Annotated in this window: 21 protein-coding genes; 5 read left to right on the top strand and 16 right to left on the bottom strand. The window is 39.2% G+C overall.

Annotation, left to right across the window (positions count from 1 at the left end):
- Nucleotides 1–24: 24 nt before the first annotated feature.
- The 5 genes from AC5YDM_RS05605 to AC5YDM_RS05585 all read right to left on the bottom strand — a co-directional run bounded on the left by AC5YDM_RS05605 (nt 25) and on the right by AC5YDM_RS05585 (nt 3,797).
- Nucleotides 25–429 carry an ExbD/TolR family protein gene (locus AC5YDM_RS05605; protein WP_496151127.1) on the bottom strand — a complete coding sequence of 135 codons (405 nt, stop codon included), beginning with the start codon at nt 427–429 and terminating at the stop codon, nt 25–27.
- Nucleotides 429–1,052 (bottom strand): MotA/TolQ/ExbB proton channel family protein, encoded by a 624-nt coding sequence (locus AC5YDM_RS05600; protein ID WP_496151126.1) that lies wholly within the window; start codon nt 1,050–1,052, stop codon nt 429–431. The genes AC5YDM_RS05605 and AC5YDM_RS05600 overlap by 1 nt, the downstream gene beginning before the upstream one ends.
- Nucleotides 1,053–1,072: 20 nt before the next feature.
- Entirely contained in the window at nt 1,073–1,897 is an 825-nt protein-coding gene (locus AC5YDM_RS05595; protein ID WP_496151125.1) for an energy transducer TonB, read from the bottom strand.
- A gap of 235 nt (nt 1,898–2,132) precedes the next feature.
- Nucleotides 2,133–2,999, bottom strand: coding sequence for a formyltetrahydrofolate deformylase (gene purU / locus AC5YDM_RS05590; protein ID WP_496151124.1), 867 nt, complete (start codon nt 2,997–2,999; stop codon nt 2,133–2,135).
- Between the two features lie 105 nt (nt 3,000–3,104).
- Nucleotides 3,105–3,797, bottom strand: a complete 693-nt coding sequence (locus AC5YDM_RS05585) for a TetR/AcrR family transcriptional regulator (RefSeq protein ID WP_496151123.1) — start codon at nt 3,795–3,797, stop codon at nt 3,105–3,107.
- A gap of 120 nt (nt 3,798–3,917) precedes the next feature.
- Here AC5YDM_RS05585 and AC5YDM_RS05580 point away from each other — a divergent pair, with 120 nt between their 5' ends.
- The 4 genes from AC5YDM_RS05580 to AC5YDM_RS05565 all read left to right on the top strand — a co-directional run bounded on the left by AC5YDM_RS05580 (nt 3,918) and on the right by AC5YDM_RS05565 (nt 7,802).
- The gene (locus AC5YDM_RS05580) at nt 3,918–5,366 is read left to right on the top strand and encodes a coniferyl aldehyde dehydrogenase (RefSeq protein WP_496151122.1); all 1,449 of its coding nucleotides are present in this window, start codon (nt 3,918–3,920) and stop codon (nt 5,364–5,366) included.
- Between the two features lie 165 nt (nt 5,367–5,531).
- Entirely contained in the window at nt 5,532–5,768 is a 237-nt protein-coding gene (gene rpmB, locus AC5YDM_RS05575) for a 50S ribosomal protein L28 (protein ID WP_000048256.1), read from the top strand.
- Nucleotides 5,769–5,780: 12 nt separating this feature from the next.
- Nucleotides 5,781–5,936, top strand: a complete 156-nt coding sequence (gene rpmG / locus AC5YDM_RS05570) for a 50S ribosomal protein L33 (RefSeq protein WP_001205031.1) — start codon at nt 5,781–5,783, stop codon at nt 5,934–5,936.
- Nucleotides 5,937–6,083: 147 nt separating this feature from the next.
- Nucleotides 6,084–7,802, top strand: coding sequence for a cation:proton antiporter (locus tag AC5YDM_RS05565; protein ID WP_496151121.1), 1,719 nt, complete (start codon nt 6,084–6,086; stop codon nt 7,800–7,802).
- Between the two features lie 60 nt (nt 7,803–7,862).
- On the opposite strand, the gene AC5YDM_RS05560 is transcribed toward AC5YDM_RS05565, so the two are convergent.
- The 6 genes from AC5YDM_RS05560 to AC5YDM_RS05535 form a co-directional block, all read right to left on the bottom strand.
- Entirely contained in the window at nt 7,863–8,141 is a 279-nt protein-coding gene (locus tag AC5YDM_RS05560) for a hypothetical protein (protein WP_496151120.1), read from the bottom strand.
- Between the two features lie 134 nt (nt 8,142–8,275).
- The gene (locus AC5YDM_RS05555; RefSeq protein ID WP_496151119.1) at nt 8,276–8,779 is read right to left on the bottom strand and encodes a DUF6586 family protein; all 504 of its coding nucleotides are present in this window, start codon (nt 8,777–8,779) and stop codon (nt 8,276–8,278) included.
- 530 nt (nt 8,780–9,309) lie between these two features.
- Entirely contained in the window at nt 9,310–9,633 is a 324-nt protein-coding gene (locus AC5YDM_RS05550; protein WP_496151118.1) for a hypothetical protein, read from the bottom strand.
- A 286-nt stretch (nt 9,634–9,919) separates the two neighbouring features.
- Nucleotides 9,920–10,186, bottom strand: coding sequence for an RNA recognition motif domain-containing protein (locus AC5YDM_RS05545; protein ID WP_496151117.1), 267 nt, complete (start codon nt 10,184–10,186; stop codon nt 9,920–9,922).
- Between the two features lie 96 nt (nt 10,187–10,282).
- Nucleotides 10,283–12,274: an ATP-dependent helicase gene (locus AC5YDM_RS05540; protein ID WP_496151116.1), complete on the bottom strand. Its 1,992-nt coding sequence runs from the start codon at nt 12,272–12,274 to the stop codon at nt 10,283–10,285.
- Nucleotides 12,275–12,512: 238 nt separating this feature from the next.
- The gene (locus AC5YDM_RS05535) at nt 12,513–13,649 is read right to left on the bottom strand and encodes a glycerate kinase family protein (protein WP_496151115.1); all 1,137 of its coding nucleotides are present in this window, start codon (nt 13,647–13,649) and stop codon (nt 12,513–12,515) included.
- A 93-nt stretch (nt 13,650–13,742) separates the two neighbouring features.
- Between AC5YDM_RS05535 and AC5YDM_RS05530 the strand changes: the two genes are divergently transcribed.
- Entirely contained in the window at nt 13,743–14,192 is a 450-nt protein-coding gene (locus AC5YDM_RS05530; RefSeq protein WP_496151114.1) for a carboxymuconolactone decarboxylase family protein, read from the top strand.
- 83 nt (nt 14,193–14,275) lie between these two features.
- Here the strand turns inward: AC5YDM_RS05530 and AC5YDM_RS05525 are convergent, their stop codons facing one another.
- The 5 genes from AC5YDM_RS05525 to AC5YDM_RS05505 all read right to left on the bottom strand — a co-directional run bounded on the left by AC5YDM_RS05525 (nt 14,276) and on the right by AC5YDM_RS05505 (nt 20,438).
- A complete protein-coding gene (locus tag AC5YDM_RS05525) occupies nt 14,276–14,848 on the bottom strand; it encodes an HdeD family acid-resistance protein (protein WP_496151113.1) in 573 nt (190 codons plus the stop codon).
- Between the two features lie 271 nt (nt 14,849–15,119).
- Nucleotides 15,120–15,878 carry a hypothetical protein gene (locus tag AC5YDM_RS05520; RefSeq protein WP_496151248.1) on the bottom strand — a complete coding sequence of 253 codons (759 nt, stop codon included), beginning with the start codon at nt 15,876–15,878 and terminating at the stop codon, nt 15,120–15,122.
- 345 nt (nt 15,879–16,223) lie between these two features.
- Nucleotides 16,224–18,866, bottom strand: coding sequence for a type I DNA topoisomerase (gene topA, locus AC5YDM_RS05515; protein WP_496151112.1), 2,643 nt, complete (start codon nt 18,864–18,866; stop codon nt 16,224–16,226).
- A gap of 35 nt (nt 18,867–18,901) precedes the next feature.
- The gene (locus AC5YDM_RS05510) at nt 18,902–19,351 is read right to left on the bottom strand and encodes an ammonium transporter (protein ID WP_496151111.1); all 450 of its coding nucleotides are present in this window, start codon (nt 19,349–19,351) and stop codon (nt 18,902–18,904) included.
- A 70-nt stretch (nt 19,352–19,421) separates the two neighbouring features.
- Complete coding sequence (locus tag AC5YDM_RS05505) at nt 19,422–20,438, bottom strand: PIN domain-containing protein (RefSeq protein WP_496151110.1); 1,017 nt, start codon at nt 20,436–20,438, stop codon at nt 19,422–19,424.
- Nucleotides 20,439–20,443 lie beyond the last annotated feature (5 nt).

Below are 20,443 nucleotides of genomic sequence, written 5' to 3'. Positions count from 1 at the left end.
TCGCTTTTTTATATTAGAAACAAATTAATTATCCGTTGCAAAAGCAATGTCTGAGAGCCCGGCTTCGCTCGCACGTGACATGACTTGAGCTACAGTGTCATAACGTGATTCTTTATCTGCTTTTAAAATAATCGTTGGTTGCTGTGCTTGTGTACCCGCTTGATCAAATCGCTTTTTCAATTCATCAAGTGTAATCACTTCTGCATCCCAAGCCACTTCACCATTCGCATTAATACTCACTTGAACAGATTCAACTGGCGGATCAATAATTTCAGCAGTGGTTTTTGGTAAACTTAATGGAATTGATGGGTTAGCAACGGTTGCTGTCACCAAGAAGATGATCATCAATACCAACATAATATCGATCAACGGGATGAGGTTCATCTCCGTCATACCAGTGTCGTTGTCTTCACCCAATTGAAAAGCCATTAAGCTTGACCTCCAACTAAACCTTCTTGATTCACTTTCACTGGTGCAGCTTGAGCAGATGAATCTTGTTGCAACATCGTATCAATCAATAAGCTGTGTGCATGGTCTTGCAAATCATTGCTTAAAGTACGATTGATACGAACACATACGTTGTAAGCAATTACAGCAGGAATCGCAACTGCCAAACCAATACCTGTCATGATCAGTGCTTCACCGACAGGCGTCGCGACTTGAGCCAAACCTGCTTGCCCGCTTTTACCAACAGCGACAAGCGCATGGAAAATACCCCACACTGTACCAAACAAACCCACAAATGGTGCAAGTGATGCAATCGTACCCAATACCGCAATGCCTTTTTCAGCAGATGCTTTTTCAAGTGCAATTTGACGAAGTAATGCTTGTTCAGCAACAGCTTTACGCTGTTCGAAGCCTAAAGGTGCGAGTTTAGCCTTTAAGCCATTGATTGCTTTTGAGAGTTGAGCATAAGCAATTTGTTTAAGCTGACGTGTGCCCATGATGCGTAGAACCACAATCGTCCATGTCGCAATCGACATTGCCAGTAACACAAAATAGAGTGTTTTACTGACTGCATCAGCATGTTGCCAATAAACTGAAAAGTTCATACTCGAACTCCTATAAATAGTTAGCCGTTAGAATTCAACTTAAGTTCAAATGGTTGTTCCGCTTTAAACGGATATGCCACACCATTTTCCTTATAAGGTCTGAATTTTGCATTTTGCACTGCACGTACAACTTTTTGATCCAGCGCAGGAACGCCACTTGATCGAATCACTCTGACATCTGTTACTTTACCCGCTGCATCTGCCGTGATTGAAACCACAACAGTACGGTCTGCACCTTGTAAATCACGGTTGGTATACGCAGGTTTTGGAGAACGTACCCAAGAAATCTGACCTTGTGTCAAATTACGTGGGGTATTTCTTGCTTCTTGCTCACGGCGTTGACGTTCAGCCTGCTCTCTGGCTTGCTGATCACGTTGAGCCTGTTCACGCTGAGCTTGTTCTCGTTTCTGTTGTTCAATACGTTCTTGATTTATTCTTTCTTGAGTCAGACGCTCTTGTTCTAAACGCTCTTGCTCTTTCTTCAATTTGTCTTTGCTGTCATCAACCACAATCGGTTTAGCCGCTTCAACTTTAGGTTTAGGCTTTTCAGCAATAATTTTAGGTTTGACTACAGGGGTTGGCTCAACCACTTTCGGCTCAGGTTTTGGCTGTACTTGAGGTTTAACAGGTTCAGCGGGAGGCGGTGGTGGTGGCGCATCTTCAGTAATTTTAACAAATCGGACTTTAAGTGGTTCTTTCTCAATTTTTTTAAGTTCAGGACTTTGCATGTGACTGACTGCAAATAAAACAGCGACGTGTCCAATGGCAACAGCAATCAATGCTGCAAGGACTTTCTTTTTCATCGCGTTTGGATTTTGCATTGTAGAAACAGGAGACTGACTCATTAAAATTTATGACCTAATAAAAGCGACGACACATCAAAAAGGATGAATCAATCAAGCTCATCGGTTAGCACAATTAAAGCACGCTAATAATAAATGAGAAGTGTTTTCATTTGCAACTATTAATTTGGCGCTTTTAGTAAGTTTTCTTTATCCTACTCTAATCAGAAAATAAAAGGCATACTAAATGTATGCCTTTTATTTAAATTATCCATGATTAACCTTTAAGAGTGATCAATTATTGAAAAACAACCGTTTTATTACCATCTACGATAATACGATCTTCAAGATGCCATTTTACAGCGCGAGCAAGAACATTACGCTCAACATCCTGACCCAAATCACGTAGTTGTTCAACCGTAAAGTCATGACTGACACGCTCTACATCTTGCTCAATGATTGGACCTTGATCTAGATCAGCTGTTACATAATGTGCAGTTGCACCGATCAACTTCACACCTTTCTCATGTGCTTGTTTGTATGGATTCGCACCCACAAATGCAGGTAAGAATGAATGGTGAATATTAATCACTTTCATTTCCCACTTCGCAACGAAGTCTTCATCTAAAATTTGCATATAACGCGCAAGAACCAATAAATCATTGCCTTGCATCAATTCATCGATTTTTGCATAAGCTTCACGTTTATTGTCTTTGTTCACAGGTACAACTTCAAAAGGAATACCGAAGTTCTCAACTGATTCGCGTAAATCTTCATGATTTGACACGACTTTCGTGATTTCACATGGTAAACCACCACGTGCATGACGCCACAATAACTCAAGTAATGCATGGTCAACTTTAGAAACCAAGACACCGACTTTTTTCACATCACTGACCAATGCTAAACGCCACTGCATTTCATAGCGTTCTGCAACATTGGCAGCAAAGGTTTGGGTGATATTTTCTTTACGGCTTTGCAAACTATCAAGTTCAAATTCAACACGCATGAAATAACGTCCGCCCTGAGCTTCAGTCGCGTATTGATCAAGCGCAGTAATGTTCGCCCCTTGATGATACAAAAAGCTCGATACAGCTTGCACGATACCTGGCTTGTCTTCACAAGTAATCAGCAGACGTGCTGTGTTGGCAGTAGTCATGTTCATTTTGATTTATATCACTTAACAGTTAAATTGAAAAACAGCCGAGTATTCTAACGCTTTTTCTAAAGCTTTCAAATTTTCTTGGCTGTTAATTGTTCCACAATTTTTTTAATCAGGACGATCCGCAGATAAACTTGCAAAAAGTTCGGATGTTCCTAAGGTTTCAAGTAGACGCTCATAGGTCTGACGGCTTTCACCTCTCAAATATGGTCCTTCCAAGAACACCATTTGACGCAACGCCTGCCAAGCCCATTTCTGATCCAGATTGTTTGAATCTTTTAAATGTCCTGACATATAAAGGAAGTTGGTCCAGTTGGTCAGCACGATCCATAAATTGATAATCAATGCTTCAATTTCTGAAGGTGTCATTTGCATCAGTCCAGCATCAACAAAGGCTTGATAAATATTCTGCCCCTGTTGCATCACTTTACCTGCGAATCTTGGATAGATTTTACGGAAATCATCGTTATTTTCGACCAAGTGATATACATCACGATGTAAAAAACGATAATCCCACATTTGGCTACTAAGCACTTGGAAATAACGAATTTTATCATTCGCATTGACTGCACGGTCATCAGGTAGAGCCAACAAATTCAGCGTTTCTTGCTGATATTGCTCCATAAGTTCTTTAATAATTTCTTGCTTATTACGAAAGTGATAATACAGATTGCCTGGGCTGATATTCATTTCAGCTGCAATATGATTGGTCGTAACAGTACGTTCGCCACGTTCATTGAAAAGTTGCAAACTGATTTGCAAAATTCGGTCTTTCGTTTTTAACGTTTTGGAATGCGACATCCTAATACCATCTATAACCAATAAAAATGTTAGCAAGTGCTAACACAAAAGAGACTTGACTTTTAGAGTAATTACTCTAAAAATAAATGTACATTAACCCTTACATTAGTGGTACTGGTCATGAACAGTCAAACAAAAACAAATTTTATGACGACTGATACACCAGAAGTTCAACAAATACATGATCTTCTAGCTCTTCAACAGAGTGCCTATCGACGTTATCCCCTACCTACTGCCAATGAGCGTATCGAACGTTTAGCACGTTTGAAGAAAGTACTCATCAAATACCAAGACGATATCGCTGAAGCAATCAATAAAGATTACGGCAACCGCGCTATTTCAGAAACTAAAATTGGCGAATTACTCACGTGTTTAGAACAGATCAAATACTACAGCAAAAATCTGACCACATGGATGAAACCCTCTAAGCGTCATATCGGCATCTTACATCAACCTGCAAAAGCTTGGGTGGATTATCAACCGATGGGCGTGATTGGGATTATCGCCCCTTGGAACTATCCTTTATTACTTGCACTTAGCCCACTCATTTGTGCGCTGGCAGCAGGTAATCATGCCATGATCAAAGTTTCAAGCTCATCCCTTCATTTTGGCTTTGTTCTTAAAGCGGCTTTAGCTGAAGCATTTCCTCAAGAAATCGTTGCAGTAGTCACAGGTGGCGGCATTATTTCTGACACGTTCAGTCATCTTGCTTTTGATAAATTGGTTTTCACTGGCTCGACCAATGTCGGCAAAACAGTGATGAAAGCCGCTGCTGAAAATCTAGTTCCTGTAATTTTAGAACTAGGTGGCAAATCACCTGTCATTGTTCATCCATCGATTAACCTGAAAGATGTCGCTGAGCGTGTCGTGTTTGGTAAATTATGGAATGCAGGTCAAACATGCGTTGCACCTGACTATATATTCCTACCGCGCGGTAAAACCAATGAATTTATTCGTTGCTTTAAAGCCGTAGTGAAATCAATGTACCCAACGCTACGTGACAATCAAGACTACACATCTATTATCAACGATAAACAGAACAAACGTATTAAAGGTTATCTTGAAGATGCATTGCAAAATGGTGCAAAAGCAACTGAGATTAACCCTGCGAATGAAGAGTTAGATTCAGTACGTAAAATTGCACCAACACTGTTAACCAATGTCACAGCTGACATGGAAATCATGAAAAATGAAATCTTTGGACCAGTATTGCCAATCATAGAATATGATCAAATAGACGAAGTTATTGAGTTTATTAATGACCGCCCACGTCCTCTTGCATTATACTACTTCGACTTTAACGATGCTCGCGCAGAATATGTCGCTCACCGTACCCATTCAGGGCACTTTGGGCAAAATGCTGTCGTGACCCACGTTGCACAAGATGACTTACCGTTTGGGGGTGTCGGTGCATCGGGTATGGGACGTTATCATGGTCCTGAAGGATTCTTTAGTCTATCAAATGAACGTTCGGTGATGTCCGTACCTAAGCTATTTAGCTTAAAATACGTACTCCCTCCATTTAATAGACCGATTCCGAGTATCATTCGTAAAGCCTTTCTTCGTTAAATGATCAAGGCATGATCTATCACACTAGTTCATGCCGCGTTTTTATCAATTCCGCTTGTCTTTTAAGCGGAATTTTGGTATAAAACGCCCCTTGAATGAATTCAATCCGTTTTATTTTGACTGGCCATACAGGTTTGCTGTTGGCTGAATCAATGGAGTTACACCATGTCTAAGGTTTGCCAAGTTACCGGCAAGCGTCCAGTCGTTGGTAACAACGTCTCACACGCCAACAACAAAACTAAACGCCGGTTCGAGCCGAACCTGCACCACCACCGTTTCTGGTTAGAAAGCGAAAAACGTTTTGTACGTCTTCGTCTAACTACTAAGGGTATGCGTATTATCGACAAATTGGGTATCGAAAAGGTTGTTGCTGACCTACGTGCTCAAGGTCAAAAGATCTAAGGAGTCTGAACCATGCGTGATAAAATTCGCCTAGTTTCTTCTGCTGGTACAGGTTATTTCTATACCACAACTAAGAACAAACGTACTATGCCGGAAAAAATGGAAATCAAAAAATTTGATCCAAAAATCCGTCAACACGTAATCTTCAAAGAAGCTAAAATTAAATAATTTTAGTTTTCTTGAAAAAACGACCCTTTTGGGTCGTTTTTTTTGCCTTTTTTTTATTCAGCTTGTTAAACTTCTTTGCGGTATTTGGCATTAATCGTGCTTTTTTAAATTTTGTTTGTCTCCTCTTCACAAAAAAAGGAGTTTTTAGTGCCTCATGATGTAGATCTCATTATTTTACTCGCAGTCGGTTTTGGTCTAGCACTGATCTTTGGCTATATTGCTGCGCGTCTACGCCTTCCGCCTTTAATCGGCTATCTTATTGCCGGCATTATCATCAGTCCAAACACCCCTGGTGTGGTCGCTGATCTCGCTCTCGCCAATCAACTTGCTGAACTTGGTGTCATGTTCCTCATGTTTGGCGTGGGCATGCATTTCTCCCTAAAAGACTTATTACAAGTTAAACGTATCGCGTTACCAGGTGCAATTTTACAGATAACTGTTGCAACACTCCTCGGTATGGCAGTTTCATTTTATTGGGGTTGGAGTTTCGGTGCGGCGCTTGTCTTTGGTTTAAGTTTGTCCTGTGCAAGTACTGTCGTCCTGCTTAAAGCACTTGGAGATCAAGGATTACTTGACTCCGTCAACGGGAAAATTGCGGTCGGCTGGCTACTGGTCGAAGACCTCGTCATGGTTTTGGTATTGGTTCTCCTACCCGCAACTGCTGTACTTTTGGGTGGTCATGCGTTAGAAGGTCAAAGTGGCGATCAGAACATTTGGGCAACACTAGGGATTACCTTACTTAAAGTTGCTGGCTTTATTGCCTTCATGCTCATTATTGGTAAACGCCTTGTACCCATGATCATGCAATATGTCGCACGCTTAGGCTCTAGAGAGCTGTTTACGCTGACGGTGGTTGCTGCAGCAGTTTCGATTGCATACGGCTCATACGCGATTTTTGGCGTTTCTATGGCACTCGGCGCATTCTTCGCAGGGATGGTGGTTAAAGAGTCTGATTTCAGTCACCGCGCAGAAGAAGAAACACTACCTCTACGTGAAATCTTCTCGATCTTATTTTTTGTTTCCGTTGGTATGCTATTCGACCCACGGATCATCATTGAAGAGCCACTACATATTCTTGCGGTGATTGGCATCATCATGATTGGTAAGACTATTGCCGCAATGGCATTGGTCTTATTTTTCCGCTACCCACTGAATACAGCATTGACCGTTGGAGCAAGCTTAGCGCAAATCGGTGAATTCTCATTCATCCTAGCAACACTAGGTCTATCCTTAGGATTACTCACACCTGAAGCACAAAACTTAATCTTAGCCGGTGCGCTATTCTCAATTACACTTAATTCATTTTTGTTCTCCGCTATTGAGCCTGTACAAAATTGGATTCGTGAGCGCTCGCATTTAGCACGCTTACTGGAACGTAGTGGTGACCCATTAGCCATGCTTCCAGATGAAGTCTCTCAAGACTATCTACGCGATCAGGTGGTAATTGTTGGTCATGGTGAAGTTGGTCGTCGTATTACCAAAACACTCATGGATGATGGCATTCGAGTCGTCATTGCTGAAGAGAATCGTGAAATCGTTGAAAATCTGCGTGAAAAAGGCATTGCTGCTGTTTCCGGTCGTGCAACTGAACCAAGTGTCTTGATTCAAGCACACATTCAACATGCACGCCTATTGGTGATTTCCCCGATGGATATTTTAGATATTCATAAAATTGTGGATACAGCAAAGATTCTTAACCCACAGATTCAAGTCTTGGTCTGTGCTGAAAATCGACAAGAGGCTGAAATCATTCGTGAAGACAATATTGGCGAGGTGTATTACGCAAAAGAAGAAATGGCAAAAAATATGAGCAATCATATTCTCAACCAAATTCAAATTGCACATCACACGACACCTTCACATTAATGTAAATGGTTTAAAATAAAAAACCGCACATGATGTGCGGTTTTTTATTTTCAGAATTCATTAACTCATATATTTTGGTTTTTCATCAACCACTTCTGCTTCCCATTCACTGGTTTGCTTTTCCATTAATGCAAACAGTGCAGCTTGAACCATGTGCTGTGCAACCACAGGAAGTTGATCACCAATCAATGCTTTAATTTGATCATTGAATTGAATTTTCACCAAAGGGTCATTTTCAGAGTCAGCATTACGCAAAGCCAGCTCACCACCTTCTAGCTGAACCAATTCAAGAATGGATTCTTGAGTTCCAAAAATTTCTTTTAACTGCTCTATAGACATATACCCTCCATGATTCACATGGTCACAAAATGCGAATGCACTTTGCTTCGCTTAGACTATCTTATATGTGATCGATGAACCACTATTTCAAGTCCTATAACGCACCATCACAATTTAAACTGACACGGTTAGACTTAAAACTCAACCATTTCATTGCGAAAGCCATCAATCAGATGCGTTAAATCACGATGCCATTCACGCAATATCTGAGTATCAGGCAACCATGCTTGTGGCGTCTGCGTTACTTTAATAATCAGGTTTGAAGATGTTTCATCTTCAGGTTCAGGCGCACTTGGCTCTGGTGCGTACTGACACATACGATAAGCACGTTTTAACTCAGCGATAAAACCATGCTTTGCAAGCTGTTGTAGCACATTGACCTCAGGTGAAACCTGCCCTTTCGCCGCCATCAAATCTTCAATTGACTTCAGTGTCGGTGCAGTATCATTCAACCGATAGTAACGAACGAGTTCTTGCAAAAATGCCAATACAGCACCATGCAAATGAAATACCGCAGCTTCACGATGAGACTGCGCCTGCTGAATATGCTCTGTTTGTTCTGATTGCTGGCACGATAGACGTGCAAAATATAATTTTTGATTGGTGCGATCAGCATGAAAACGAGCAACGCGGGACATGAGAGATTTCCTAAATAAAAATATGAGTCTTGGCTGTTATAAGTTAAAACGTGTTGTTTGTTTACGCAATCCACAATTTTCATAAATCCAAGGTTTCTACAGATCACCATAACTAAAAACCATTAAATAAGCGTTTCAATCCAACTCTGAAATCACTATCTAAGCTAACGTAAATTACTTGAATGCAATTCAATATGCAGATTACCTAATACATCTCTTAAAACTTATTCATCCCAATAAAATCTAAATTTTTGCTCAACCCCTAAAATTCAAAAACTCTCTAGCTAAGAGTAATCAGAAATTATTAAGTTTTAATTAACAATAGTTACTTAACATCTAACACCTCTTAATCAATCCACTTATATACTTTTAAATTAATAATCAGAACAAAAAGATCAATCCAAAGCAAACCCCCATAAACAAAAAAATCAGTTATGCCAAAGACATAACTGACTCTTCAATCATTAAATAAGATTTTATTTCATCAGAAACCACATCTGAATCATAAACACCTCATACTTAATGTTGAATTAACGCTTAGACAATGCGCCTAAGAAACCAGCTGGATTATATACACCATTGGCTTTTTCTTCTTGATAGTGGAATTTCACTTGTTCTTGTGAACCACCTAAAGCCTTACCAAGACCATAAGCACCTTCAGCACCAGCTAAAAACAACATATCAACAGCATTGTGCACTGCACCCATACCTGGGATCACACTTAATGGTGTCCAGATCGGTGCCATAGCATTAATTGCAGATGAAAATGTGTTTGCACCCATCTGGAATATATCACCGATGAACGCACCAGATACTTCTTCAGCTTCTACTTGTGTAAGTTCTTGAATAGCCATTCTTATTTTTCCTCATAATTTTTGGTTAAGTATGGAAACATAATGATAACTGCGTCACACTTTTAAAAGCAACCTATTGTTAATTTATTCTTAATAGTTCATCTGAAAAATCATTTTTAATGATTCAATTTAAAATGAGACCCATCGATAAGACTTGATAATGGAGAACTAAGTCATTGCACAGACAATACGCTCACGGAAAAAAATCAAATAAAAAGGAGCTTTACGCTCCTTTAAATTCTATTGCTTTAAAAATGATGTTTTCCCATCAAATTTTAAACATTCATTATTTAGCTTCAGACTTGTCTTCTGGCTTGTCTTCAGCTTGTTTTACACGAATCCCTTGACCGTGTAAGCGTAAAGTATTTAAACCTTTAATCGCTTTGACAGCTTCACGACCATGAGGCATTTCTACAAAAGCAAAACCTTTCGATTTTTTAGTAACTTCATCCATCACTAAAGTACACGAATCAACAGTGCCATATGCTTGAAATAGTTTAAGTAATTCAGCTTGTGGGACAGTACGATCTAAATTACGAACTAAAATTTTCATCTTAAAACCTTAAAATAGGCAAATTCATCAAAAAGCGCTCGCCTAATCGACTTTTTGAATTTCGCAAATAAATATAAACAGCGCAATCATTCTAGTTTAATCGAGATCGATACCAAAATCTAAATTAATCGTCTTTCGTTCGATTAACGCACTTTTTACGGTCTGCTGACGGGTTTTATAATGAGTTTCGGTGGTACATAAATTTCGGGTTAAATCATTTAAGAAGTAACTTTCGATCTTACGACCTTGCTCATCCACTTGATCACGCGCCCAAATACTTAGATTTTGTTTCGTCAAAATCAATTCATTTTTGGCACGTGTCAAAGCCACATACAAGACACGGCGCTCTTCTTCTACTTCATCAAAGTTACCTTGAGCACGTGCATGTGGATATTGCCCTGCTGTTACATTTGCCACATAACATACTTTTTGCTCTGTACCTTTCGCAGAGTGAATGGTAATGAGGGTCACCACATCATCTTCAGACTGACGCTCTATCTCTGAAATAGAGACTGGATCTAGGACATACTCTTCTAAAAACTCACTCAGCTGATCATGTTTGGCTGCCAATTGTTTGACCAAATCAAAATCACCAATCCGTTTTGACCAATCCTTTTTGGCATAGTTTTCTTCAAGCTGAGCGATTAAGGCTTCCACACCCAAAGTCACACAGGCTTGCACCTCTGTTTTCAGCACCAACATTTGCTTCATGATCAGCAAAGTATTTTCAGGAATACGCCCAAATTTTTCTAACTTATCAAAAATCTCAGCTTCAGTAGGTTCAACCAATAACTGTTGCGCGAGCTTGCTTGCACCAACATCACCAACGCCATTCCAAAGCGTGAGGAAGCGCATCCAAGCAATATCATCCAATGGATTGGCAATCACGCGCAATAAGCTCAATAAGTCTTTCACATGCGCTGTTTCAAGCAGTTTCATCCCACCAATAAAACGGTACGGTACATTGGCTTGAATGAAGGCTGCTTCAATGTGACGTGCTGCAAAACTTGAACGCACCAATACCATATGTTCATGCCATGCTGAACCTTCTAAAAAATGACGCTCTTTAATATCAATGGCAATCCATTTGGCTTCATCAAACTCATTTGGGAAAATGTGCATTTTGGGTTTAATGCCATCCCCACGATATGCCTCAAGTTTTTTATCATACTGAATTGCACTTTGATCAAGTAACCAATTCGACAGGTTTAAAATTTCCTGAGTAGAACGATAATTTTTTTCCAGTTTGAAAATCTGTGCATCTGGTACACGATCTTTAAAGTGATGAATATTTTCAAAATCTGCACCACGGAAACCGTAAATCGACTGTGCATCATCACCTACACAAAACAGTGAGGTTTTATCTTTTAAGGGTTCAAGTAAAGCCCATTGTAGTGGATTAGTATCTTGCATTTCATCAACGAGCATATGCTGACAAAGCGATGCAACATAATCTGTGAGTCCTTCGGACTGTGCTAATCCCGAAGCCACTACAGCTAAAATATCGTCATAATCAAGAAAAGTACGCGCACGTTTACGCGCTTCATACTCTTTCATGATCTCTGCAATTTGATCTTTGTATTCTAAAAATTCAGGGAGCTGTTTTTCTAAAGCCAAGCTCAATTTCTGACGCGTATTTCGAGCAAATGAATATAAATCACATAGCTGTTGAGGTTTAGGCAATGAATTGGGATTTTTCTTATCATCTTTGCCGCGAATCAAACGAAACATCATCAATTGATCATCACGATCAATAATTGAAAATTGCTCTAAGCCAAATGCTTTGGGTACACGGCGTAAAAGGTACATACAGAACGTATGGAAAGTCGATGCACGTAGTCCTTTGGCTTGATCCCCAAGTGCTAATTCTACACGTGCCACAATTTCACTAGCTGAACGACGGGTAAAGGTCAAAATTTGAATTTGATTGGCAGGAACACCTTGATCGATGAGATAGGCAGCACGAGCCACAATGGTTTTGGTTTTACCACAACCAGCCCCTGCTAAAACCAAACTGTGCTTGGATTCAGTTGTCGCAGCTTGTTTTTGTTGAGGGTTTAGTTCATCAATGAGCTGTGCAAGTGACATACCAATTCATATCTCGAAAAATCAAACTGCGATATTATCACAAGCACATCATGAACATAAAAATTAGACTATTTGTAGACTCTGATCGTTTTAGGATCAAGCACTTCATATCTCAAATTAAGCCTCTTTGTTATGAACTCTAAAAACTAAACCCAATAGATATTTTTTCACATCTTCCACATTTTAAATTATCAATTTTAATAAATGATTTCTAACCTAATCATATGAAGTAATACCGTTATTTTTTCAATGAACATACAACTTGCTCAACGGTATTGGCTAAATTGATTTCCGCATTTTTTAGAGCAGTACTCAAATCAGTGTTAGGTGGATTGATCGAAATAATCTGATTAAAACCCTCATCATACAAAACATCAATATCATCTCCAACTCGCCCTGCAAAGGCAATCACAGGTTTATTGAAACGCTTTGCAACTTGTGCCACAGCCCAAGGCGTCTTCCCAAACTTAGTCTGAAAATCAATACTGCCTTCACCTGTAAACACATAATCTGCTTGAGCAATTTTTTCAGCCAATCCTGTTTCTTTAATAATTAACTCAGCACCTGATTGTATGGTTGCACCAGTGAAAGCCATCAGTCCAAAACCTAAACCGCCAGCAGCCCCGGCACCTGCTTGATGTTTCACGTGAATCCCTAGAGTTGACTCAACCAAATCTGAAAAATGATTCAGGTTCGCATCTAAGATTTCCACCATTTCCGCAGATGCTCCTTTTTGTGGTCCAAATACGGCTGAAGCACCATTTTCACCGCATAAAGGATTGCTGACATCACTGGCAATGATCATCTTCGTCTGCACTAAACGTGAATCAAGTTGAGAAAAGTCAATGCTTTTGACTTGATTGAGTTGACCACCACCCAAACCAACTTCATTTTTATTTTCATCTAAAAAGTGAACACCCAATGCTTGAGCCATGCCTGCGCCTGCATCATTGGTCACACTCCCACCTAAACCGATGATGATTTTCTCTGCATTTAAATTTAATGCAGCTCGAATCATTTCACCTGTACCAAAAGTTGACGTGTTTAATGGATTCCTTAAGTGAGGCTGCAACAGTTGAATACCATTGGCTTTTGCCATTTCAATGATTGCGGTTCGACTCCGTTCTACCCATCCAAAATAAGTGTGAATCTTTTGATGTGAAAGAGGTCCTGTTACTTCACATTCAATACGTACACCGCCTAATGCTGCAATCAAAGCATCTACTGTACCCTCACCACCATCTGCCATGGGCACATGAATACAAGTCGCATCTGGCATGGACTGGCGTATTCCTTTCTCCATTGCCTGACATGCTTGTTTTGCTGTCATACTTTCTTTAAATGAATCAGGTGCAAGAATAAAAGTCTTTGTCATACCATCTCTATTCAGGTAAGTTTTAAATACAACATAACCATAATTTCTCTTTCTATAAATACCTCTCTAGTATTCTCAAAAGTGGATCAAACTATGCAACGCATTAACCTTGGAAAAACAGCGCCTGATCTTTATAAAAAAGTTGCAGAACTTGATCAGATTGCGACAGCAAAAGTGTATCAATCTGGAATTGATGAAGGATTTTCACACCTCCTTAAATTACGTGCGTCACAAATTAACCAATGTGCTTTCTGTATTCGAATGCATACTCAAGATGCACTTAAGACAGGTGAAAGCATAGATCGGATAACCCTACTCAATGCATGGCGTGAAACTGAATATTTTAAAGATGATGAACGTGCTGCTTTGACCTTAATTGAAGAGCTTACCCTCATTTCTAATCAACAAATCTCTGATGAAGTGTATGCAGAAGCTCAAAAATATTATTCAGAGGAGCAATTAAGTGCCATTGAGTGGCTGGGTATTGTCATCAATGCATGGAATCGTATTGCAATTAGCAGTCGCTATGTAGTGAAACCTTAAATAAGGCAATAAAAAAGAGCATTCTAAATGCTCTTTTTATACTTACGAGACCTATGTTTTTCAGATTTTAAAATAATCTTGATTTATACATCTGCTGAACTTTTAGGGAGTTGGTACTTAATATAAGATGCCAAAGTCAGATAATTAATCCCTTGGAATAAAATATCAATTGCAAGAAATAAACCTAAGACCCAAAACGGTGCATCTGGTGTCGTTAGGATTAAGACACCTGCAACCAGAGTCAAAATACCCGAAAGCAATGTCCAGACCCATCCACCAAACTTACGAAATAAGATTGAATTAAAGATTCGAATCGCCCCTGCAATGACCAATACAATACCCAGTAAATGCGTCAAAACAATTGCCGTACTTGCAGGTGTTGTAAAAGCATAGTATCCCGCAACGAGATACAGCACACCAAATAAAGCCCATAACCACCGAATCATGCCATCAAATATTTTAAAGGCAGCAATGAAATGCAAAACGCCACCGATCATCATTAAAACACCAAAGATGAATACCACAGACAAGGTGGCAAGTTGCAACGATGCCAACAAAATCAATCCAAAAATCACCAATAAGATGCCAAGACCCAAATACCATTTACGATTTTCATGTAATTGATGGCGGACTAAATCATTCCCTACCGTTCTCATATTCTTCTCAAGTGATTGATCGTTTCTCTCATTATGACCAAAAAATGGCTTTTATGTGTATTAAATCTAAGCATCATTTTTTTATACACATATAATGACTGTGGATAAATTCACCTTTATCCACAGTTATTATAAAAAGGAATAATTAAGCTCAACGTGATTTTTTAACATAAGTTTTAAGACCCTTAATCCACCTGATTTAAAGTTAAATCTTAAATTTCACAGATAAAAAATGCCGACTTAAGTCAGCATTTATATTCACGTTCAACCACTATTTTTCCCAACCCAGCTCTTCGGCTGTTTTTGGGTTAATCACGGTCTGATTTAAGAATTCGGGCATTACTGATTTGGTTTGAGAATATGCAATATGCCCACCCATCAACTCTGCTTTAAGCTGAGGATACAATGGTTTCTGATTAGGATTAGCATAACCATCTGGATATTTAGGTAAACCTGTCAACAAGTCATACTTATCACTTGCACCTAATGCATGTAATAACTCATGAACCAAAATAATTCGGTTCTGTTCAGATTGTCGTTTGGATGCAAACACATTAATTGAACCAATTCGACCATTTTGCAAAGCTGTGGAATGCTTTAATGATGAGGTGGTTTTAGGATCATAATAATTCAGAAATAGCGTGACCGATGGTGCACCATCCTGTCTAGTTTGTTGTTTCCAAGCATAGTAACGGAATTTTAAACTCCAAATGATCGTCTGCAACACGGAATCTGTTTCAGGGACTTTAGGAGGCGCTTGCGTAAGTTCACGACCTAACTGAAAATACACAGAGACAGGCTGATGACGGTACATCGCAGACATGTCACGGATATAATCTTGAGCATAACTAAGATCTTGGCTTGAAAGGCTTTGGATATAGTTTTGAGTCGATTGTTGCCCATCCGCATTAATCGGATGTAAAAGTACAATAATCGGCTTATCCCAATTTGGATTATAGTCACGCCAAACATTGATACTTACGATAGCAAGTACAATCAGTAGTATGAAGACTCTCAGCTTTTTCCACATCGCCATTTATCTCTTGAGTGTATTTTTCTTTAGATCAATTAGAATGATCCACCCTCGGCATCACGCAAATAAAATGATAACTGGTTCACATTATTTCACAGTGCAAATATAAATACTCTATATTTTCCTATTTAGTTACAATTATTTAGAGCAATCATTTTATTTAATCGATTATTAATAAAACAAACTTAACAACTGTTTATTTTTTTAAACTTAGATTAAATAATCATCATTTTCATAACGAATTTTTTAATTGCTTGATATCGGTATTTGATAGTTTCGTCTCTATAAAATTTGAGCAAAAAAAATGCCGACCGAAGTCAGCATTTTAAAAAATTTTAAGTCTTAAGCTTCAGCCCATTTTCCATCTTGATAAACCAAAGACCATTTGGTTTGTTTACCTTCAGGCGTTTCTGAACCAATGTATTGCGCTTGGTTCTTACGACTGAATTTAACCAATGTTGGATTACCATCAGGGTCTTGATCTGGTGCATTTAAAATAAATTGATACTTAGGATCCAGTTGTTCTGCAACCGAACGTAATTCCGCAACTTTTGGTGCACGTGTTTCACGTACTTTCGGGAACTTACTTGCAGCTAAGAATAACCCTGCAGCGCCATCACGAAGTACAAAGAAATCATCATGCTTTGTAGAGCGCAGATGTTCCATCTTAATCGGATCTACACGTGGTGGTGCAGGCTGACCGCTCTTTAACACTTTACGTGTATTATCACAGCTATTACATGCGAAGTAAGGACCAAAACGACCGGTCTTCAACTGCATTTCACCATCACACTTGTCGCATGGAATAGTTGGGCCGTCATAACCTTTGATTTTGAACTCACCTTCTTCAAGTTCAAAACCAGCACAGTCTGGGTTATTACCACAAATATGTAATTTGCGACCACCATCAATGACATAGCTGTCCATTGCCGTTTCACAAATAGGGCAACGTTTTTTCGACATCAAATCTGCTGTTTCAGCTGAATCATCATCTGATAATGCAGCCAACGACTCGACTGGTGTTAAGTTCAGTGTGCCTTTGCAACGCTCTTTTGGCGGTAAGTTATAGCCTGAACACCCTAAGAATACGCCTGTCGTCCCTGTGCGAATCTGCATTGGACGGTTACATTCTTTACAGTGAACTGCATCGACTTCTACAGGTTGATTACGGCGCATGCCATTTTCACCCTGAGCTGTCGTTAGACGTTTCTTGAAGTCACCATAGAAATTATCAAGTAACTCTTTCCAATTACGTTCGCCGTCAGCGACTTTATCGAGCTGGCTTTCAAGGTCAGCAGTGAACGCATAGTTCATCAAGTTATTGAAATTTTCATCGAGACGATCTGTCACGATTTCCCCCATCTTCTCTGCAAAGAGACGACGGTTATCAATTTTCACATAACCACGATCTTGAATGGTTGAGATAATCGCAGCATAAGTCGATGGACGACCAATACCCTTCTTCTCAAGTTCTTTGACCAAAGATGCTTCAGTAAAACGTGCAGGCGGTTTCGTGAAATGCTGTGATGGATCAAGCTTCTCAAGTTTAAGTACTTCACCGACCTTTAGCGCGGGCAATAGCACATCGTCATCCGCTTTATTGGCACCACGAACTTTGGTAAAACCATCAAAAACTAAAGTACGACCTTTGGCTTTGAGTTCAACACCATTGGCATCCACTAAAATCGTTGAAGATAAATATTCTGCTGGTGTCATTTGACATGCAACAAACTGACGCCAAATCAATTCATACAAACGCTGAGCATCACGGTCTACACCCACCAATTGATCGCCACTCAGTGTCACACTTGATGGACGAATGGCCTCATGGGCTTCTTGCGCACCTGCTTTATTGCCGTAACGATTTGGTTTCGCTGGAATGTATTTTTCACCAAACTCAAGCTCAACGTAATTGCGCGCCATATTGACCGCATCATCACTTAAGAAAGTTGAGTCTGTACGCATGTAGGTAATATAACCCGCTTCATACAAACGCTGAGCCATGGTCATGGTTTTCTTCACAGAAAAACCTAAACGCGTACTTGCCGCTTGTTGGAGCGTTGAAGTGATATATGGCGCGCTTGGATTAACCTTGGTTGGCTTATCTTCACGAACTGAAACCTTATATTCAGCATCATTTAAAACATTCAATAAAGCATCCGTTTGTGCTTTATTTTGAAGTTTTAAAGTCTTACCGCCTTGCTTAACGGCTTCTAAGCGAATCTTATCTTTTTTAGATTGCGTGTCTGCAAATACTTGCCAATATTCTTCTGGAATAAATGCACGAATTTCACGTTCACGCTCAACCACAAGTTTTGCAGCAACAGATTGCACACGACCTGCTGATAGACCACGCGCAATTTTTTCCCATAATAAAGGGGAAATCATAAAGCCCACAATGCGGTCTAAAAACCGACGTGCTTGTTGTGCATTCACTTTATCGGTATCTAGGCGAGAAGGTTGTTTAAAAGCTTCTTGAATGGCATTTTTGGTAATTTCGTTGAAGACTACACGTTGATAACGTGAATCATCACCGCCAATCACTTCTTTTAAATGCCAAGCAATCGCTTCCCCTTCTCTGTCCATATCCGTTGCCAGATAGACTTCATCGACTTGCGATGCCAGTTTTTTCAGCTCAGCAACGACACCTTCTTTACCTGGAAGTACTTCATATTTTGCTTTCCAGTCATGTTCAGGGTCGACACCCATACGATTAACCAATGCATTTTGTGCTTTTTCAGCTTTTTGTTCATCGGTTAATTTGGTACGGGTTGCAGGCTTCTTTTCTGTAGATTTTGATGAACCACCTGTAGGTAAGTCTCGTACATGACCGACAGATGATTTAACGATGTAATTAGAGCCTAAGTACTTATTGATTGTTTTCGCTTTTGCAGGCGACTCCACAATCACTAAGGCACGTTTTTTCCCAGCGTCAGGAGAGGTCGCTGTGGTGCTTTTGGATGTGGACCGAGGAGCGTTCGCCATAATGAACCGTTATTCCTATTAGATTGGTGTGTATATTAAAGTTCAGCTAATGAATGCAAATAGGCTTTCATGTCTTCTAACTGCGTCGCTCTAAGGTCTGTTTCTTCGTTCCAATAGAGTCCTACACAGTTTGACTGCATATCAATAGCATAAATGCCCTTTAATGTAATCGGTAAATTATTAAATTTTTCATCGCCATGAATGACTTTTAACTTTTCATCTTCGACGATGGCACGCATCAATAACAAGCGTCCTTCAGGGATGATTACACTATAGTAGGCAACCATACTGGCACGGCTTTCGGTTGCTTTTGGAATTTTTGTCCAGTCAGGTGCAACCACAAGTCGTGGATGTAACGACATCTTTCTTGCTTTTTCACGCATGATGCCCAGTGCTTTTTCACGTGGATTCACACGTAGTCCAAAAATAGAGCCCAGCACGAAAATCACAATAACAACTGTGACCCAAATTCCAACATTATCCATAGTTCAACCTTTTTGTTCCTATATTAGAGTTGCATAAGCGCAATATAAAACGCAAGTCTCAAAAAAGAAATTAATTACCTAATAAGGTTGGACTATAAATAACTTGTCGTTTATCGATCTGAATCAAGTCGTATTTTTGCAGTAAAAATAATGCCTCTTCAATTTGTGCTTTAGGAAGGCATCGTTCGAGCAAAACAGTAAAACCTGCCAAATATTTAGGCCGTGCATAATTAGTGGTATTTAAAAACGGCATTAATCTTAAGCGTAAAGCTGTCAATTTTTTCTCTATTTCAGCAGTTTCAGCAGTTTCAGCAGTTTCAGCAGTTTCAGCAGTTTCAGCAGTTTCAGCAGTTTCAGCAGTTTCAGCAGTTTCAGCAGTTTCAGCAGTTTCAGCAGTTTCAGCAGTTTCAGCAGTTTCAGCAGTTTCAGCAGTTTCAGCAGTTTCAGCAGTTAATATCTTGATTGCTTTTATAATTGAAGGATTATTATAAGAAATTTTATTTTCATTAACTCTGATAGCCTTAACGACCTTTAGCTCATCAATAACTACTTTTGCCACATCATTTTCAATTTTAAGATTTGCCTTTACTGAATTAATTAAAGAATCTAATTTGGCTGGTCTACTAAACGTTTCTTTAGCTAGGTTCTGGCAATAATTTAACACCAATAATTTAACATCAATTTCAAGCTTTATATCCTTAGCTATCTGCTTAGATACCAAGGGTTTTTCATTGATAATTTTTGCTTCAAATTGAGCAATTTTCAACAAATCAACCACATATTCCATTGAATGATCATTTGACATTACCTCAAATGAATACTCTTTCGCTTTTACTTGCGTTGAGAGTTGTCCAGCTATAAACGTTAATCCAAAATCAGCTGCATCTTTCCCAATCTTTGGCATTTTAAGAACTTTTAATTTGCCATTTACAATATATGGGGAAATTTTAACCAAACCATCTAATGAAAAATTCACAGGTGATTTAGCATAAACTAAATAGATAAAATGATAATGACTTAAGTATTTTAATAATTCATTTTCGCTTTTATGTACATTTTCTATATCTAGCAATAATATTTTTTTCATATTTT

The organism is Acinetobacter sp. CY81 (assembly GCF_059515925.1).
This window is presented reverse-complemented; position numbering and strand designations above follow the sequence as displayed.

What these genes read in the sequence shown, in the direction of transcription:
- AC5YDM_RS05605 (WP_496151127.1), bottom strand. Translation starts at nt 429, where the DNA reads ATGGCTTTTCAATTGGGTGAAGACAACGACACTGGTATGACGGAGATG.
- AC5YDM_RS05600 (WP_496151126.1), bottom strand. Translation starts at nt 1,052, where the DNA reads ATGAACTTTTCAGTTTATTGGCAACATGCTGATGCAGTCAGTAAAACA.
- AC5YDM_RS05595 (WP_496151125.1), bottom strand. Translation starts at nt 1,897, where the DNA reads ATGAGTCAGTCTCCTGTTTCTACAATGCAAAATCCAAACGCGATGAAA.
- purU (WP_496151124.1), bottom strand. Translation starts at nt 2,999, where the DNA reads ATGAACATGACTACTGCCAACACAGCACGTCTGCTGATTACTTGTGAA.
- AC5YDM_RS05585 (WP_496151123.1), bottom strand. Translation starts at nt 3,797, where the DNA reads ATGTCGCATTCCAAAACGTTAAAAACGAAAGACCGAATTTTGCAAATC.
- AC5YDM_RS05580 (WP_496151122.1), top strand. Translation starts at nt 3,918, where the DNA reads ATGAACAGTCAAACAAAAACAAATTTTATGACGACTGATACACCAGAA.
- rpmB (WP_000048256.1), top strand. Translation starts at nt 5,532, where the DNA reads ATGTCTAAGGTTTGCCAAGTTACCGGCAAGCGTCCAGTCGTTGGTAAC.
- rpmG (WP_001205031.1), top strand. Translation starts at nt 5,781, where the DNA reads ATGCGTGATAAAATTCGCCTAGTTTCTTCTGCTGGTACAGGTTATTTC.
- AC5YDM_RS05560 (WP_496151120.1), bottom strand. Translation starts at nt 8,141, where the DNA reads ATGTCTATAGAGCAGTTAAAAGAAATTTTTGGAACTCAAGAATCCATT.
- AC5YDM_RS05555 (WP_496151119.1), bottom strand. Translation starts at nt 8,779, where the DNA reads ATGTCCCGCGTTGCTCGTTTTCATGCTGATCGCACCAATCAAAAATTA.
- AC5YDM_RS05550 (WP_496151118.1), bottom strand. Translation starts at nt 9,633, where the DNA reads ATGGCTATTCAAGAACTTACACAAGTAGAAGCTGAAGAAGTATCTGGT.
- AC5YDM_RS05545 (WP_496151117.1), bottom strand. Translation starts at nt 10,186, where the DNA reads ATGAAAATTTTAGTTCGTAATTTAGATCGTACTGTCCCACAAGCTGAA.
- AC5YDM_RS05540 (WP_496151116.1), bottom strand. Translation starts at nt 12,274, where the DNA reads ATGTCACTTGCACAGCTCATTGATGAACTAAACCCTCAACAAAAACAA.
- AC5YDM_RS05535 (WP_496151115.1), bottom strand. Translation starts at nt 13,649, where the DNA reads ATGACAAAGACTTTTATTCTTGCACCTGATTCATTTAAAGAAAGTATG.
- AC5YDM_RS05530 (WP_496151114.1), top strand. Translation starts at nt 13,743, where the DNA reads ATGCAACGCATTAACCTTGGAAAAACAGCGCCTGATCTTTATAAAAAA.
- AC5YDM_RS05525 (WP_496151113.1), bottom strand. Translation starts at nt 14,848, where the DNA reads ATGAGAACGGTAGGGAATGATTTAGTCCGCCATCAATTACATGAAAAT.
- AC5YDM_RS05520 (WP_496151248.1), bottom strand. Translation starts at nt 15,878, where the DNA reads ATGTGGAAAAAGCTGAGAGTCTTCATACTACTGATTGTACTTGCTATC.
- topA (WP_496151112.1), bottom strand. Translation starts at nt 18,866, where the DNA reads ATGGCGAACGCTCCTCGGTCCACATCCAAAAGCACCACAGCGACCTCT.
- AC5YDM_RS05510 (WP_496151111.1), bottom strand. Translation starts at nt 19,351, where the DNA reads ATGGATAATGTTGGAATTTGGGTCACAGTTGTTATTGTGATTTTCGTG.
- AC5YDM_RS05505 (WP_496151110.1), bottom strand. Translation starts at nt 20,438, where the DNA reads ATGAAAAAAATATTATTGCTAGATATAGAAAATGTACATAAAAGCGAA.